The organism is Pseudenterobacter timonensis (assembly GCF_900021175.1).
GTDB classification, from domain to species: domain Bacteria; phylum Pseudomonadota; class Gammaproteobacteria; order Enterobacterales; family Enterobacteriaceae; genus Enterobacter; species Enterobacter timonensis.
Genome location: NZ_FCOP01000011.1, coordinates 689,423 through 706,323, shown reverse-complemented (window position 1 = coordinate 706,323; position 16,901 = coordinate 689,423). Strand labels below are relative to the sequence as shown.

At 56.4% G+C, this 16,901-nt stretch carries 10 protein-coding genes, 1 tRNA gene and 2 pseudogenes; 6 read left to right on the top strand and 7 right to left on the bottom strand.

Features of this window, described 5'->3' with window-relative positions:
• The 3 genes and pseudogenes from BN3796_RS09590 to BN3796_RS20130 form a co-directional block, all read left to right on the top strand.
• Positions 1 to 2,676 carry a response regulator gene (locus BN3796_RS09590; protein ID WP_061708124.1) on the top strand — a complete coding sequence of 892 codons (2,676 nt, stop codon included), beginning with the start codon at positions 1 to 3 and terminating at the stop codon, positions 2,674 to 2,676.
• Entirely contained in the window at positions 2,666 to 4,882 is a 2,217-nt protein-coding gene (locus BN3796_RS09585; RefSeq protein ID WP_061708123.1) for a glycoside hydrolase family 2 protein, read from the top strand. Before BN3796_RS09590 ends, BN3796_RS09585 begins: the two co-directional genes overlap by 11 nt.
• Positions 4,848 to 5,357: pseudogene (locus BN3796_RS20130) on the top strand (IS3 family transposase); the annotation flags it as partial. The gene BN3796_RS09585 and the pseudogene BN3796_RS20130, both read left to right, overlap by 35 nt.
• 196 nt (positions 5,358 to 5,553) lie before the next feature.
• Here BN3796_RS20130 and BN3796_RS09575 read toward each other — a convergent pair.
• Together BN3796_RS09575 and BN3796_RS09570 are read right to left on the bottom strand one after the other, a co-directional pair.
• The gene (locus tag BN3796_RS09575; RefSeq protein WP_061708122.1) at positions 5,554 to 6,696 is read right to left on the bottom strand and encodes a hypothetical protein; all 1,143 of its coding nucleotides are present in this window, start codon (positions 6,694 to 6,696) and stop codon (positions 5,554 to 5,556) included.
• A 367-nt stretch (positions 6,697 to 7,063) separates the two neighbouring features.
• A complete protein-coding gene (locus BN3796_RS09570) occupies positions 7,064 to 7,957 on the bottom strand; it encodes an alpha/beta hydrolase (protein ID WP_061708121.1) in 894 nt (297 codons plus the stop codon).
• Positions 7,958 to 8,154: 197 nt separating this feature from the next.
• Here BN3796_RS09570 and BN3796_RS20970 point away from each other — a divergent pair.
• Positions 8,155 to 8,250, top strand: a pseudogene (locus tag BN3796_RS20970) (hypothetical protein); the annotation flags it as partial.
• Between the two features lie 14 nt (positions 8,251 to 8,264).
• On the opposite strand, the gene BN3796_RS09565 reads toward BN3796_RS20970, so the two are convergent.
• Positions 8,265 to 8,340 (bottom strand) — tRNA-Thr (locus tag BN3796_RS09565).
• A gap of 306 nt (positions 8,341 to 8,646) precedes the next feature.
• Between BN3796_RS09565 and BN3796_RS09560 the strand changes: the two genes are divergently transcribed.
• Positions 8,647 to 11,280 (top strand): bifunctional diguanylate cyclase/phosphodiesterase, encoded by a 2,634-nt coding sequence (locus BN3796_RS09560; protein ID WP_321572439.1) that lies wholly within the window; start codon positions 8,647 to 8,649, stop codon positions 11,278 to 11,280.
• A gap of 31 nt (positions 11,281 to 11,311) precedes the next feature.
• On the opposite strand, the gene proA is transcribed toward BN3796_RS09560, so the two are convergent.
• Entirely contained in the window at positions 11,312 to 12,565 is a 1,254-nt protein-coding gene (gene proA / locus BN3796_RS09555; protein ID WP_061708120.1) for a glutamate-5-semialdehyde dehydrogenase, read from the bottom strand.
• Positions 12,566 to 12,575: 10 nt separating this feature from the next.
• On the bottom strand, positions 12,576 to 13,679 hold the full coding sequence (gene proB / locus BN3796_RS09550; protein WP_061708119.1) for a glutamate 5-kinase: 1,104 nt from the start codon (positions 13,677 to 13,679) through the stop codon (positions 12,576 to 12,578).
• Positions 13,680 to 13,977: 298 nt separating this feature from the next.
• On the opposite strand from proB, the gene phoE reads away from it, so the two are divergent.
• On the top strand, positions 13,978 to 15,030 hold the full coding sequence (phoE, locus tag BN3796_RS09545) for a phosphoporin PhoE (protein ID WP_061708118.1): 1,053 nt from the start codon (positions 13,978 to 13,980) through the stop codon (positions 15,028 to 15,030).
• Between the two features lie 85 nt (positions 15,031 to 15,115).
• On the opposite strand, the gene crl is transcribed toward phoE, so the two are convergent.
• The gene (gene crl, locus BN3796_RS09540; protein ID WP_061708117.1) at positions 15,116 to 15,517 is read right to left on the bottom strand and encodes a sigma factor-binding protein Crl; all 402 of its coding nucleotides are present in this window, start codon (positions 15,515 to 15,517) and stop codon (positions 15,116 to 15,118) included.
• A 57-nt stretch (positions 15,518 to 15,574) separates the two neighbouring features.
• Positions 15,575 to 16,819 carry an esterase FrsA gene (gene frsA, locus BN3796_RS09535; RefSeq protein WP_061708116.1) on the bottom strand — a complete coding sequence of 415 codons (1,245 nt, stop codon included), beginning with the start codon at positions 16,817 to 16,819 and terminating at the stop codon, positions 15,575 to 15,577.
• Positions 16,820 to 16,901 lie beyond the last annotated feature (82 nt).

Genomic DNA, 16,901 nt, shown 5'->3' with positions numbered 1-16,901 from the left:
ATGTCATCCCATTTCGATCTTAACGTCCTGCCGTCGGCAGTGATGATTTATGACCAGAACGAGCGCCTGGTGGCATGGAATGAGAAGGTGATGCTCTTTTACCCGGTCATCACCCCCTGGCTGGCGACCGGCGCGACCCTCGAAAACCTGGCGGAGAAGTTTATCGATGCGGGCTATAACATTGACCCGAGCCGCCGCCAGACGCTACGCGAAGCGATTATCCGCAACTGCCGTCAGCCGAGCCATCGCGAGGTCCGGCAGTCGGGAAAACGGCGGCTCTATATTCAGCATCAACGGCTTGCGGATGGCGGCATCATCTCCCTGCATACCGATATCACCGACCTCCACGAGGCGCAGCGCTCGCGGCATCAGCTGCATGACGATTTTCTGCTCACCGCAGAGTCGATTCAGATAGGCATCTGGGACTGGCAGGTCTCCCACGATAGCCTGCAGGTGAACGATACGCTGCTGGCCATGGTGGGCCAGTCGCGCGCGCAGCTGCACTATCCGCTCCGTTTTCTGCTTAACCTGGTTCACGAGGATGACCGCACCACCCTGCGCAACGCCATGGTCGCCTCTAAACAGGATCATATGCCCGTTTTTGAATGCGAGATCCGCGTACAACATCCCGCCCAGGGCTGGCGCTGGATGCTGCTTTCAGGACAGGTGGTTACCCTCACCATGCAGCAGCAGGCCGAACGCGTGATCGGCACCCTGCAGGATATTACCCGCCGCAAGGAGGCCGAACTGCTCGCCATTGAGGCGGCGAAAGTGGCCCGCGAAGCCAACGAGGCGAAAAGCGCCTTCCTGGCCAACATGAGCCACGAGATCCGCACGCCGATGAACGGTATTCTCGGCATGACCCAGCTCTGCCTGGACACCCCGCTCAACCCGGAACAGCGGGAGTATCTTTCGCTGGTGATGAGCTCGGCCCAGTCGCTGCTGCATATCATTAACGATATTCTCGACTTCTCCCGCATTGAGTCAGGCAAGATGTCGGTAGACACCGAGCCGCTGGAGATCCGCCCCTTTGTGCAGTCGCTCATTCGCCCGCATATGCCTGCCGCCAGCGAAAAAGGGATTGAGCTGCTGGTGGATATCTCCCCCGACGTGCCGGACGTGCTGCTGGCAGACGGCCCCCGGCTGCGTCAAATCCTCACCAACCTGCTCGGCAATGCCCTGAAGTTTACCCCTCAGGGCGAGATACTGCTGGCGATAGCCCCCGCCGACGGCGAAGGACGCTGGCAATTTCGCATTCGCGACAGCGGCATCGGCATCCCGGTGGAGAAGCAAAAGGCCATCTTCGAGGCCTTCAGCCAGGCCGACAGCTCCACCACCCGCCGCTATGGCGGCACCGGACTGGGGCTGACGATTTCCGCCCGGCTGGTCAGCCTGATGGGAGGAGAGTTAACGGTGCAGAGCGAGCCCGGGGCGGGCAGCGAGTTCGCCTTCACCCTGCCGCTGGAGAGCCAGCAGACCGTCTCAGGGACGCACGATCCCCGGGCGCACTTTCACGGCGAACAGGTGGTGGTGGTGGACGACAACAGCACCAACCTGCGCCTGCTTGACACCATGCTTCGCCAGATGGGGCTGGTGCCAACCTGCGTAAACAACGCCAGCGAAGCGCTACGGCTGGCGGCCGGAGGGGTGCGCTGGCCGCTCATCCTGCTTGATGCCCAGATGCCGGATATGGACGGCGTTTCGCTGGCGCTGGAGCTGTCTGTCCTGCCGCAGGCCGAGCAGAGCCATATCATCATGCTCAGTTCGATGAGCCGCCATTTTGACGTCAATATGCTTAAGCGTATTGGTATCGCCCATTACCTGCATAAGCCGGTTGCACAGCGTGAACTGCACCAGACCATCGCCAGCGTCCTTGAGCCCGCTCCCGTTGTGCCCCAGGCGCCCGCTCCCGTCGTCGCGCCCGTCAGGGAGCAGGCCGGGCTGCAGATCCTGCTCGCCGAAGATAACCTGGTGAATCAGAAAGTCGCCAGACGCCTGCTGGAACGGCTCGGCCACCATTGCGAGGTAGTGAATAACGGACGTGAGGCGCTGGAACGCTGGCGCGAACGCCCCTGGGATCTTCTGCTGATCGATCTGCAAATGCCGGAAATGGACGGCGAAACCGCCATTCGTCTGCTCCGGGAAGAGACGCTCGCGCAGGGGCGCAGCCATCAGCCCACCATTGCGATGACCGCCCACGCCATGCAGGGCGATAAAGAGCGCTGTCTGGCGATGGGGTTCGACGGCTATATCGCCAAACCGGTGAGTCAGGAGGCGCTGCAGGCGGAGATTGCCCGCGTCGGCTCCGCGAAAGAGGTGGATGCGGGCCTTCCGGACGAGGCGCGACTGTTAAAACAGTGCGCGGACGATCCCGCGCTGGTACAGGAGCTGCTGGGGCTGTTCGGCGAAGGGCTTGACGAGACAATAACCATTCTTGAACAGGCCATCGCGAACGGCGATCGGGAGGGGCTTCGCCGCGCCGCGCATAAGTTTCGCGGCGAAGCGGTCACGCTCGGTTTCACCCGTCTTGCGGAACTGCTCCAGCAGATGGAGAGTCAGGCTGAGCGGTCGGCTCTGGCCGAACTAGACACCCTGCGGCGCGAGCTTAGCGGGGAGGCCGGGCGCAGCGCATCGTGGCTGCGTCAAAGAGCGCAGGAGGTGAACCATGATCCGTAATCTGATTCTGCCGCTGTTATTGTTTATCCCGCTGGCGCAGGCGGCCCCTTTGCCGGTGACCTGGTCGCTGGCGGGGAACTGGCGCGTGCATGATGCCAATGAGAGCGATTTTAACGGAGCGCGAGCCCCGGACCGGAACTGGCGTACGCTTCGTGTGCCGGCCAACTGGTACAGCGCCGGATACGATCACCAGGGCGCCCTGTGGTACCGGCACGAATTTACCCTTCCCGAACGCACGCCGAAGACCATGGCCACCCTGGTCTTTGACGGCGTGGACTATTTCGCCGACGTCACGCTCAACGGCAAAACGCTTGCCCGTCACGAAGGCTATTTTCAGCGCTTCTCCGTGGATATCAGCGACGCGCTGCGCCGCCATAACCAGCTTGCCGTTCGGGTGGACAGCCCCTTCGAAGATCCTAAAACCATCTGGCCGCTGCATAAAACGATGGTGAAAGGGGTGCTTAACCAACACGATACCCGTCCCGGCGGCGCCTGGTCTGACGAGGGGCAGGACGCTAACTCCGGTGGGATCTGGGCGCCGGTGAAGCTGCACCTTAGCCGCGGCGTGACGATAGATGAGGTCATTCTGCGCCCGGAGTGGCGTGATGGGCTGGAAAACCCGGCACTGCGCGCCGAGATCCGCTACCGGGCGCTGGCGGCGGGTGCTGCGACGCTGCGCCTGTCGGCTGCGCCGGACAATTTCTCTGGACAGCGCTTCCAGCAGGATCTTCCGGTCACCCTGAATAAGGCGGACGGCAAAATCCAGACCCTGAGCGTAGTGCTTCCGATGAAGCAAGCCAGACTCTGGTGGCCGACAGGCTATGGTAAACCGAACCTCTACCGGGTACGCGCCACGCTGCTGGATAGGCAAGGGGTGATGGATACCGCCGTCACCCGCACCGGGTTACGCAAGCTGGAGGAGCAGCCCGATAACAAAGGCTGGCGGATCAACGACAAACGGCTCTTTATCAAGGGGACCAACTATATTGGCTCCCCGTGGCTCGGCACCATGACGCGAAAAAAATATCGCCGGGATTTCACGCTGGTGGAGGCGATGAATGCCAACGCCATTCGTGTCCACGGGCATGTGGCAGGCCGCGCCCTGTATGACGTGGCTGACGAGATGGGGCTAATGATCTGGCAGGATGTGCCTTTGCAGTGGGGCTATAACAATAGCGTCGCCTTTGCCGACAACGCAGTACGGCAGAGCCGTGAAATGGTGGAACAGTTCGGTAATTCTCCCGCCATTATTGTCTGGGGAGGACATAACGAGCCGCCCTGGAACTCACCGTGGATGGAAAAACGTTTTCCCGACTGGAATAAAACCTTAAACCAGTCCCTGACGAAACGGGTGGGGGATACGCTGGCGGAAGATACCTCGCGCATCGTGCATCGCTTCTCCGCCGTGGAAGAACACTACTGGGCCGGCTGGTATTTCGGCACCATGCGCGACCTGCTCGGCCCCGCCAAAACCGGGATTATCACCGAGTTTGGCGCCCAGGCGCTGCCGCGGCTCTCCACGCTGAAAACCATCATTCCCGCCCATCTGATGTGGCCAAAGAGCACCGCCGCCGACGATCCCGGCTGGACGCACTGGAAATACCATAACTTCCAGCCTTTCCAGACCTTTAAATTCGCCCATATCCCGCGGGGTAAAAACATCCAGGAGATGATTAACAATACCCAGCAGTATCAGGCGCAGCTGGTGGCGATGGCCGCAGAGAGCTACCGTCGGCAGCGTTATCAGCCTGTAACCGCCCTCTTCCACTTTATGTTTGTGGAGACCTGGCCTTCGATCAACTGGGGAGTCGTGGATTATTTGCGTAAGCCGAAAGCGGGTTACTACGCGCTACAACAAGCCTATCAGCCGATCCTGCCGTCGATTGAGCCGGTGACGGCAACCTGGCGTAAGGACAGCAAGGCGACCATCCGTCTGTGGGCGATTAACGACACCTGGTCAGCCTGTGAAGAGTGCCGTCTTACGTGGCAGGTGAAACAAAACGGACGGGTGCTCGCTAAAGGAGATACCACCCTGACGCTTCCTCCCGATTCCGGAAACAAAATAGAGGAGATAACCGTCACCCCCGCCAGCACACACAAGGTTACGATTGAGTATCGAATCGAGAATAAAAAGGGGGAAACGGTGGGGAAGAACGTGCGAGAGGAGCGTGTTGAAGCGGCAGCGCAATCTGAAAGCGCCGGATGAACGTTGGGCAACGGACATAATCTACATCCGGACCCACGAAGGCTGGCTGTATCCGGCTGTGGTTGTTGGCCTGTTCTCGCGCAAAGTTATCGGCTGGTCCATGCAATCCCGAATGACAAAAGATATTGTCCTGAATGCGTTTCTGATAGCATTGTGGCGATGTAATCCCCAAAAACAGGTGCTGCTTCATCCTGATCAAGATAGTCAGTACATAAGTTATGAATGGCTGTCATTCCTAAAATCACACGGGCTGGAGGGAAGTATGAGCCTTCGCGGTAACTGTCATGATAATGCGGTTGCAGAAAGCTTTTTCCAGTTGCTAAAGCGTGAACGGATAAAGAAAAAGATCTACGGAACGAGAGAAGAAGCCCGAAACGATGTTTTTGATTACATCGAAATTTTTTATAACAGTAAACGTCGGCATGGTTCGAGCGATCAGATGCCACCTACTGAATACGAAGACCAATATTTTTAACGGCTCGTAAGTGTCTAGATTACAGGTGGCGATTCACTCACCAAAATCTATCATAGTGATGATTTCACCTTTCTCTCCTTCAGGTAAACCAAATGAACCAGCCTAATCACATGAATTCATATCCCTCCCGTTAGACACAATATTTTTTATATCAACATCATTAAAGCCCCAATTAATGAGGCTTTTGCATGATTAGTTATAGAGAGCTCTTTTTCGCTCCCTCAATCTCCGCCTGACAAACATCATCATTTGTAAATGTATACTGTAGGTAAACATATCCCTGTGCAGAACTGTTCGCTCTGGCTTCGATAGAAATAGCACCAATATTATTTTTTAGCGGCGTTTCTTTTGTTCCCTTCCAAGTGGCGGATAGGAAGCGCTCTTTTTTATTTAGCCCCCTCATCCAGTCCTGAGGCTCTTTCCAGATTGAACCAGCCAGTAAAAGGTCTGTGGTTTCGGCCTTTCCATAAAGTGAGCTTAACGAGCTACTCAAATCTTCAAATCTGGATTTCAAGGCAAGCCCATAGCTATCGGTATCAATGTTTTTACCGACAGCCCTAATTTGACATAAGCCAGCTTTAGGCGAGATCAACAAACCATACATTTCAAAATCCGCGTTTTGCTTTGGTAGTTTATCGGAAGTATAGAGATTCACGCTGTCTGGTAGTGGTTTTAGCTTTGCCCCGATCATATCTTCGATATTTTTCTGGGTCAGACCAGCCTCAAGACCAAACGGGCCTTCAGCGGGTGGCAACAGTGGGGGTTGTTCTTGAGTAGTTTTAGCAGTTGCTTCCTTCTTGCCGCTGGCGGTTGCTGTATTATCCTGAACAGGTGCTAACTTAACTTCAGCGAGCCCATACTTAGCGGTAAGATATTTTTGCTGAAGCATAGCCATGCTTTGCTCTTCAGTGGCAACGGCTGATAGTTTCAGGGCCTGTATCAAACCACCAGTGTACTGGCTGGCATCTGCTTTAGCTTCGTTGATTTTAACAGTCAGCTTATCGATCTCTGTTTTAATAGAGGCTGCAAGTTCAGGGTCTGGCTTGGTAGCAGAGACAACTACATCAATTTTGGCACCGGACTCAATAGCATTGATACGCTGTTCTAAAAGAGCCTTATTAGTTCCTAAAACTTCCAGTCTTGCTGTCGTTAAATTCTTGATTAGTCCACCAGAAAATTGTTGATCAACTTCTTTCGCTGCTGAGATTTCTCCCTCAGTTTGGGACAACTCAGCCTTGAGAGCAGAAACTTCCTCTTTTTGTTCGGGGGTTAACTCTTGTGGCCCACACCCGGTTAACATCGTTATGCCCACTAATGTTGCAATCAAAGTTTTATTCATATCCCTATCCCAATTGAAATTATTCGGACTAATCCTATCAGGAAGATACGCGTATTAAAATTTATCCGTTCTGGTCATGTCCAAAGCCTGATGTATATCCTCCGACTGTTCCTTTTTGATACGCCTCACCAGCCTATCTGTATCACGTTTGAACGACCGCTCATTTCCACTCCTGAAAAAGCGGTGTGTAAGTATCCAGCATAATCGTGCCATTCACCTTTAGAGATCATCCGGCATAATCAATCTGCCAACGAAGGAGATCGCTATGCGTAAAGCCCGTTTAATGCCTACGCCAGATTGGTGACGGAAACCAGCGTTCTTCTTTTGTTTCGAAACAGGTTTCGCAAAGCCAACTTTAACCGCACCATCATGCCCCCCGCCGCTCGCCGGCAATGTACTGATGGATATAATGGTGGGCTTTAAACACACAGTCCAGGTGCGTACTATTCTCAATAAAGCGAAACTCAAGCCAGCCGTTGCTATACTTCCCGGCAAAGTCGCGCATCGCCTGCGGACTAAATAATTCGTCCTGCGCAGCGGCCAACAGCAACGTCGGAATCGGCAACTCCGCCAACTGCTTGCCGGGGTGGCGCGGCGTTAGCGCATTTGCCATGTTGACGCTGTATTGCCGCACAAAGCTGGGGGCCATTTCCAGCACCTCTGGCGTGAAATTCAACTTGACGGCGCGGAACTGCCCGCATAACCGCCCGCCGCTCAGCGCATTGACGATAAAGGGCCATTGGCGCACTTGCGCAAAGCTCAATGCCGCATTACGCGCCGTGCCCGCGAACGGCCCCAGTTCCGGAGCCAACATAATCAGGCTGTCAGCACGCTGTTCGAAAGGATAACGAGTTAAATAATTAAGCAACATTCCAGCGCCGCTGGAGTGGCCGAACAGATGCCTGTGCGCCTGAGGGAAATAGCGCCGCATCTCCTCCATCATCACATCGACATCACGCCAGATACGCTCAGGCTGCTCGACGGTTCCCCGTTCACCTGCGGAACAGCCATGCCCACGAATATCAACAAGGCAAACCGCCACGCCTTGAAAGGCGGTTAGTTGACGCGCAAGAATATCGTAACCGGCGTCACGGTTAACGCCCCCGCCGTGATAAACAATGATCACGTCAGTTGGCTCGGCGCTCTGCCGATACAACCAATAGCTCAGATTTTCGACGCTTCCGGCGGTGATTTTGGCAACGATTTCAATCGTCTCATCGTAATGCTTCGCCTGCTCGGTGTAGCTGTTGAAAGCAATCAATGTCGGTTCTTCCGTATTATTATTCGAGTTCCAATATCAGGGCGACAGACGCCCTCTGGCTCGCTCACTCCAGACGCCGCCTTCCAGAGACGCCGCCTGTTGCCACAGAGAGCTGACCAATGCCTTGTCCTACTGCAATAGCTCGCCAAATTGATAAAGCAAGATCGCCCTCAGCACCTGCGTCTCAGGGGTGGCCGGTAACCGAACATGCACGCCAAATTGACTCTGTTTTTGGCACTTCTGTCCCAAATCTGTCCCACATTGAAAATAAGGAGGGCACGAATGATGTGTAAGTGATTGATTTAGATGGTGCCGATAATAGGAGTCGAACCTACGACCTTCGCATTACGAATGCGCTGCTCTACCAACTGAGCTATATCGGCGTTCCGGAGCGCGTCACGAACGTGACTACGGGGTGCAAGGTTAAGAAAAACGCTTTGCCTCGTCAACACCCTCTCTGTTTAGTTGATGTTTTTTACATCACCCTCCCTTAAATCAGCACAAATTGTCTGTTTACTCAGGTGCGAACGTGTCAGCCGTCACACTTAGCCGCTGTTTTGCCCCCTGCCGTCGCCTCTCGCCCCTTTCTCCTGCGAAATCAGCTATCTTGAAAACAGTCTGCCTGCCATCAAGCCTCCCCGGGGCAGGCCGATAATAAAAGAGGCTGAATACTTCTATGGGTAAAAAGCATGCAAATACGCGTCGTCAACGATGATATGTCCGCGCCGGATCTTGAGTACAGAAGCACCGCTAACTTTATTAAACGCGCCCTGCTGGTGATGGCCTCGCTGCTGGCCGCGCTGTTTATTATCGCTATTCTCGCCCTGCTCACTATTGTGCGGAATATCAATCAGGATGCCGACCAGCAAAGCGCGATGCTGCTGCAAAAGGCGATGACGAACCGTGCGGATACCCTTGCCACCCATACGAAAGATTATGCCTGGTGGGGCGAAGCCTATCAGCACTTGCATCCCCGCGTGGATACCGACTGGGCCTGGCATCGCCAGAACCTGGGCGCCACGCTCTGGCGCGATTTTGAGTATGACGGGGTGTTTGTGCTGGACGGCAGCGGGCAGACCCGTTACAGCGTAATCAACGGCAAACTGAGCAATCGCTCGCTCCAGGCCTGGCTGGGGGAGAACCCCGTGCCGGAACTGCTGCAGACCATCAATAAAACCGATGCCTTACCCCTGGCGAACAAAGTGGTGATACAGGCGGGACATCCGGCGCTCATCGCCGCGGCGAATATTACGACCGGCGACGATAGTCGCGTCACGCCTCTCTCCGGCCCCGCCTCCATCCTGGTATTTGTTGATGTGCTGGATGATAAAAAGCTGATGGCGCTTGGGGAGGAGTATGGCATCAAGGGGATGCGGGTACAGCAGAAAAACAGTGCCGCTATGACGGGGCGGCCCGGCTCGGTGACGCTACCCATTGACGGAGAAGCCGTTACCTTCGAGTGGCAAAGCGAAAACCCGGGGCGGGCGCTGATGCGTTTTATCCTGCCGCTGCTGATCCTGCTGGCGCTCTGCACCACCCTGCTTGGCCTGTATCTCGGGCGCAACATTCTTAAAAAAGCGCGGATGTATGATGAAAACAGCTTTTTGCTGACGCAAAGCCGCCACGCGCTTACCGCCAGCGAACGTCGCTTTCGGGATGTGGCGGAGGCGACCACCGACTGGATCTGGGAAACCGATACCGACCTGCGTTTTACCTGGCTGTCGGATCGCTTTCCCGGCATTACCGGCCATAGTATCTCCGCCTGGCTTGGCCGCCCGGTCACCGACTTTCTGCAGGCAGACAGCCAGTCGCTGGCGGAGTGGATAACGCTGCCCGGGCAGACCGGCCACCGCCGCCTGCTGCACTGCCGCTACCTGTCGGCGATGGGGCATCAGCGCTATTGCCATATCGCCATTAAGCCGGTTATTACGCCGGAAGGGGTAACGGGTTACCGGGGCACCGCCACGGATGTAACCCTGGAGGTGGAAGCGCAGGCGCGTGTGCAGTATCTCTCCAGCCACGATGAGCTGACCGGGCTGCCTAACCGGGTGCGGATGCGTGAATTTCTGAAAGGTAAGCTCCAGGCGCAGCCGACCCAGCGCCATCCTCTGGCCATGATGAGTCTCGACCTCGATAAGTTTAAGCCGGTGAACGATCTCTTCGGCCATGCCGCAGGCGACACCGTTCTGCATGAAGTATCGGTAAGATTGCGCAACTGCGTTCGCGACATCGATCTGGTGGCGCGTCAGGGGGGCGATGAATTTATTCTGATTATCTCCGACGTCCACGACCGGAATGATATTGAAACGCTGTGTGAACGCATTTTGCAGGAGCTCGCCCGCCCCTTCGATATCAACGGCAACGAGGTTCTGATCGGCGCCAGCATCGGCATTGCGCTGGCGCCGCAGGATGCCGTGGACGCAGGGGAGCTGCTGCGCTTCTCAGACATTGCGCTCTACAAGGCGAAAAGCGCCGGGCGAAACCGGTGGATGTTCTACACGCCCGAGATGGCCGAACAGATGGTGCAGCGCCGCGAAATGGAGAACAGCCTGCGCGAGGCGATTAAGCAGCAGCAGTTCCGGCTGGTCTACCAGCCGCGCTACGGTCTGAACTCGTCGCGGATTATCGCCGTGGAAGCGCTGATCCGCTGGGAACACCCGGAGCTGGGCCTGCTGATGCCGGATCAGTTTATCTCCCTTGCGGAAGAGACCGGCCTTATCGTTCCCCTTAGCGAGTGGGTCCTGAATACCGCCTGCCGGGATACCCAGCAGTCGCTGGAGGGACTCTCCGTCTCGGTGAACATCTCCGCCGTGGAGTTCCAGTCCTGGGGGATCGTGGATCGCGTCAGGGAGGCGTTACGGCAGTCGCAGCTTGATCCGGCGCGGCTGGAGATTGAAATCACCGAAAATGCGACGCTCTGGAACCCGGAGAGCAGCCTTGAGCTGATGCTGGCGCTGAAGAAGCTGGGCGTGAAGCTGCTGATGGATGATTTTGGCACCGGCTACTCCTCCCTGAGCTATCTGCGCAATTTCCCGTTCGACGGCATTAAGCTCGATAAATCCTTTATCTCCGGTATGCCGGAGAGCGATAGCGCCAATACTATCGTCGAAAATATCATCGGGCTGGGCAAGGCTTTTTCGCTGAGCATCACGGCGGAAGGGGTGGAGACCGAGGGGCAGCTGCAAAAGCTGATTACGATGGATTGCGATGAAACGCAGGGCTATCTCATTGGCAAACCGCTGAGCCTGACCGCGCTAAAAGAGCAGATGAACGCGCTGGATACGGCCGTGCAGGAGCGCTCGGCCCCACATACGGAAGGATAACGCGGGCGGCTTTGACACCGCCCGCTGGCTGTCAGGCGCGAACCGTATCGTCGCCGTAGCCAATCCACTTATAGGTGGTCAGCGCCTCCAGCCCCATCGGGCCGCGGGCGTGCAGCTTCTGGGTACTCACCGCCACTTCCGCCCCCAGACCAAACTGGGCGCCGTCGGTGAAGCGGGTCGAGGCGTTTACATAGACCGCCGAGGAGTCCACCTCGTTGACAAAGCGGTCGGCGTTACGCAGCGTGCGGGTCAGGATCGCATCCGAGTGTTGGGTGCCGTGCTCGCGGATATGGGCGATCGCCTCATCCAGATCGGCCACCACCTTCACGCTCAGATCCAGCGACAGATATTCGTCGTCATACTGTTCCGCTTTTACCGCTTCCACCTTCGCCGGGCCATCCTGCAATCGGGCAATCGCGTTTTCATCCGCGTGCAGCGTCACGCCGCACTGCGCCATGCGACGGCTCAGCGCAGGCAGGAAGCGATCGGCGATATTCTGATGCACCAGCAGCGTCTCCACGGTGTTGCAGGTGCTGGGGCGCTGGGTTTTGGCATTCACCAGCACGTTGAGCGCCGGTTCGATCTCCGCGCTCTCATCCACAAAGATATGGCAGACGCCAATTCCTCCGGTGATCACCGGAATGGTGGACTGCTCGCGGCAAAGCTTGTGCAGACCCGCGCCGCCGCGGGGGATCAGCATGTCGATATAGTTATCCATGCGCAGCATTTCACTGACCAGCGCCCGGTCAGGGCTTTCGATCGCCTGTACCGCGCCTGCGGGTAAGCCGCACTCTTCCAGCGCCTGCTGGATCACCTTCACGGTGGCGGCGTTGGTGCGCCAGGTCTCTTTGCCGCCGCGCAGGATGGCGGCGTTACCGGTTTTCAGGCACAGGGAGGCGACGTCAACGGTCACGTTCGGCCGCGCCTCATAAATCACGCCGATCACGCCAAGCGGCACGCGGCGACGCTCAATGCGCAGGCCGCTGTCGAGTAATCCGCCGTCGATCACCTGCCCTACCGGGTCGGCCAGCTTGCAGACCTGGCGTACGTCGTCAGCAATCGCCTTCAGACGGGCGGGGTTAAGCGCAAGACGGTCGAGCAGCGCCTCGCTCAGACCGTTACGGCGCGCTTCGAGCAGGTCCTGCTCGTTAGCCAGCAGGATCTCCTGCGACTGGGCTTCAAGATAATCAGCGATTTTTTCCAGCACGCGGTTTTTTTCACGGCTGGAAAGGAGCGCCATTTTCCAGGAGGCGGCTTTGGCAGCGGCGCCCATTTGTTCCAGCATGTTCAGCTCCTTAGCGAACGATCATATCGTCACGATGTACGGCGACCGGGCCATATTCGTAGCCCAGAATGGCGTCGATTTGTTGCGAATGATGCCCCGCAATACGACGCAGTGCGTCGCTGTTGTAGCGGCTGACGCCATGCGCTATATCGCGCCCTTCAAGGTTACAGATGCGGATCACTTCACCACGGGAGAAGTTGCCTGTCACGCTTTTAATGCCTTTGGGAAGCAAGGAGCTTCCTCTTTCCAGCATCGCGGCGGTCGCCCCTTCATCAACGGTGATTTCTCCCGCCGGCGGCGCGCCAAAGATCCAGCGTTTGCGGTTTTCCAGCGGCGAAGCCTGCGCGTGAAAACGGGTGCCGACGGCAATCCCTTCCATCACGTCGCCAATTACGCCCGGGCGGCTGCCTGCGGCGATAATCGTCTCAATGCCCGCCCGGCAGGCCACGTCGGCCGCCTGCAGCTTGGTGCCCATTCCGCCGGTACCCAGCCCGGAGACGCTGTCGCCCGCGATGGCGCGCAGCGTATCGTCAATGCCGTGGACATCTTTTATCAGCTCCGCCTGCGGATTGGTGCGCGGATCGGCGGTGAACAGCCCCTGCTGATCGGTCAGCAGCAGCAGTTTATCGGCGCCAGCAAGAATAGCGGCCAGGGCGGAGAGGTTATCGTTATCCCCCACCTTAATTTCCGCCGTCGCCACAGCGTCGTTTTCGTTGATTACCGGAACAATATGGTTATCCAGCAGGGCGCGCAGGGTGTCGCGGGCGTTCAGGAAGCGCTCGCGATCTTCCATATCCGCGCGGGTCAGCAGCATCTGCCCGATATGAATGCCGTAGATGGAGAAAAGCTGTTCCCAGAGCTGGATCAGCCGGCTCTGGCCGACCGCCGCCAGCAGCTGCTTGGAGGCAATGGTGGCGGGAAGCTCCGGGTAGCCCAGGTGTTCACGCCCGGCGGCGATAGCCCCGGAAGTCACAATCACAATGCGATGCCCTGCGGCATGCAGCTGCGCGCACTGGCGCACAAGCTCGACGATATGGGCGCGATTCAGGCGGCGGGATCCGCCCGTTAAAACACTGGTGCCCAGTTTTACCACCAGCGTCTGGCTGTCACTCATGATGTTCTGCCGTTAAACAAAATTTGAAATCAAGCAGACGTTGTAACAGGAGTCTGGCTTGTTGCCAACTGCCGGAGCACAAAGCTCCCCATTTTGTTGCGCGGGATCAGGAAGCGTAGCGGCAGAGTTTGACAGTTTTATTACTGAAATAAAAAAACAGAGATATTTAAAATTATTCTTACTTTGTCATAAAACGTTCATTACAGAACGATAAAACCCTTCCTGTTTTTTCACGGAGCATAAGATTCATCTTATCGCTCAGCGAATCATTGCGCGTTTTACAATATCAGGATTGAAAATGAAAAAGAGCACTCTGGCATTGGTGGTTATGGGCATTCTTTCTACCGCATCACTGCACGCCGCGGAAGTTTATAATAAAAACGGAAATAAACTGGACGTGTACGGTAAAGTAAAAGCAATGCATTATCTGAGCGATGACGATGCAAAAGATGGCGACCAGACCTATGTCCGTTTCGGCTTTAAAGGCGAAACCCAGATTAACGATCAGCTGACCGGCTATGGTCGCTGGGAAGCAGAATTTGCCGGTAACAAAACCGAAAGTGAAGGCGGCCAAAAAACCCGTCTGGCATTCGCCGGTATTAAAATTCAGAACGTCGGCTCATTTGACTACGGCCGTAACCTGGGCGCGCTCTATGACGTGGCGGCCTATACCGATATGTTCCCTGAGTTCGGTGGCGACGGTCTGGCTCAGACCGACAACTTTATGACCAAACGCGCCAGCGGCCTGGCGACCTGGCGCAACACCGACTTCTTCGGCGCGGTTGATGGTCTGGACATGACCCTGCAATACCAGGGTAAAAATGAAAACCGCGACGTGAAGAAACAGAACGGCGACGGCTTTGGCACCTCCCTCAGCTATGACTTCGGCAGCAGCGATTTCACCATTATCGGCGCCTATGCTAACTCCGATCGCACCAACGAACAGAATCTTCAGGCGCGCGGCGAAGGCGATAAAGCTGAAGGCTGGGCAACTGGCGTGAAATATGACGCTAACGATATTTACCTGGCAGCGATCTATTCTGAAACCCGTAATATGGCGCCTATCTCCGGTGGTTTTGCCAATAAAGCACAGAACGTTGAATTAGTCGCGCAATATCAGTTTGACTTTGGTCTGCGTCCTTCTCTGGGCTATGTACAGTCGAAAGGCAAAGATATTGAAGGGATCGGTGATGAAGATATCGTCAATTATATCGACGTTGGCGCGACCTATTACTTCAACAAAAATATGTCAGCGTTTGTTGATTATAAAATCAACCAGATTGATGACGATAATGAGCTGGGCGTGAGCAGCGATGATATTGTGGCGATTGGTATGACCTACCAGTTCTAAGCGGACAGAAATAAAAAAGCCTGGCGATTATCGTCAGGCTTTTTTGCATCTGATGGGCTACGCGAGCGTAAGCCCGGGCGGCGTATCAGGCCGTAAGTTTCACCGTCTGGTTGGTGAAATTGTCAGCGGGCTCCAGCTTCAGTCCCAGGCTCGCCAGCAGTTCGCGCGCCCGCTGGTGAAACTCGCGCAGGGTATGCTCCAGCTTGTCGACCACTTCAGGATCCTGAATGGCGGTCTCCTGCCAGTGGCCCTCTTTATCAAACAGCCCAAAGCGATAGCTGTAGGTAAAACGGTTCTCTTCTGCTTCCATTTCCATCCACCAGCCCCAGAACTCACGTTTCTCGGGAGCAGGCTTCACGTTGACGCAAACTGCCAGGCAGTCGAAGAAAAAGCGATTCTCTTCGCACTGCTCTTCACGGATATAGGGGCCAAGAGCCATGAACTTCTTAATCAGTCTACTCTTCGGGTGTCCACTCGGTAACGTCATTGCGATCTCCTTTTGTGAAGTCACTGTTTTACCAAACCATCAGAATTTAGCAATCTCTTAACACATTCTCTCTGCGAGCCAGTGGGCAATTTCCTTAAGCGCCTTGTCAAAATTGGTGTACACCGGCCTGAAGGGAATCTCCAGCAGTTTGCCCTGCGCAGATGACGAGGTAATTAAACGTGACTCCTCTTCCGGGCTGAAGGGATCGTTCTTCCAGAAGCCGGAAAGCATAGGCGTAGGGCAGCGGCGGCCCAGCAGCCCCTGGGTTTTCAGCGAATAGCGATTAAGCTCTACCCGGAGCGCCTCATCCGAGGCGTCATGCATCCCCAGGCGGCTGGCGAATACGTCGAGGTACATCTCCGGCACGCTGCCCTGCCGCTTTGGTTCGCTGAGCAACGCATGGACCACCGGCCCCAGACAGGCGACCGCTTTCAGCCGGGAGGATTCCAGATAGGCCAGACGCACGGCGACGTTTGCGCCAAAGCGAAAGCCAAACGCCGCCACGCGGGTATGGTCAACCCAGGGAATATTTTCCAGCTTTTTCAGCGCCTGCTGGTGCAACAGGCTCGAGTCCTGGGTGAGCTTCCATTTTGACGAGAAGCCGATAGAGGGCATATCCAGCGTCAGCATGGCGATCCCCAGCGGTGCCAGATAACGCTCATAGAGGGTGTAATAGTCGGTTTGCAGGGCGTCGAGACCGCCGCACATCAGCACCGTCGGGAATGGCCCCTCCCCTTCCGGCATATGTAAAAAGCCCGTCACGGGGGCGCCGCCGGGCACCGCGAACTGAATCTCACGCAGGCGGCCAGGCAGCCGCTGCGCCGCCTCTTCATAGGCGCGATTGGCCAGCGCCTGGGCCTGCTCGGCCAGATCGTCGCCCTTCAGATGCGGATAGGCGGCGATGCTGTAGAGGTTCGAGGCGCGCAGCCAGTATTTGCCGCTCAGCGCCGCATCCTCTTCCTGGCTGGCCTTCTGCTGCCAGACCATCGCCTGCTTTGACCATTCAAAAATCCAGTTGCCGCCGCGGTAGCCCACCACCGTATCGTACAGTTCGCTGTCGGTCCGTTCGGCGTCGCTCATGATGATGCGCGCCTGCACATCGAGGATTTCGCGCGGATCGATACCGCGCCAGACCCACATTAAGCGGTTAAGCATGCGATACCAGTGCGGCACATTTTTACCGTCCAGCGTGGAGAGTACCGACTGCTGCGTTTCACTATTAAAGCGACGAACCAGCGTCGAGGTTTCGGGATGTTTAAAACGGGGCTTGAAAAGGGTTTCGCTGAGATTAGGCTGTGTCATTGCGCGCTGCCTCCATGGATACGTCACATTAAGACTATTGTAACGTGGAGCAGGCTAAAAAATAACGCCCGGCGTGGCCGGG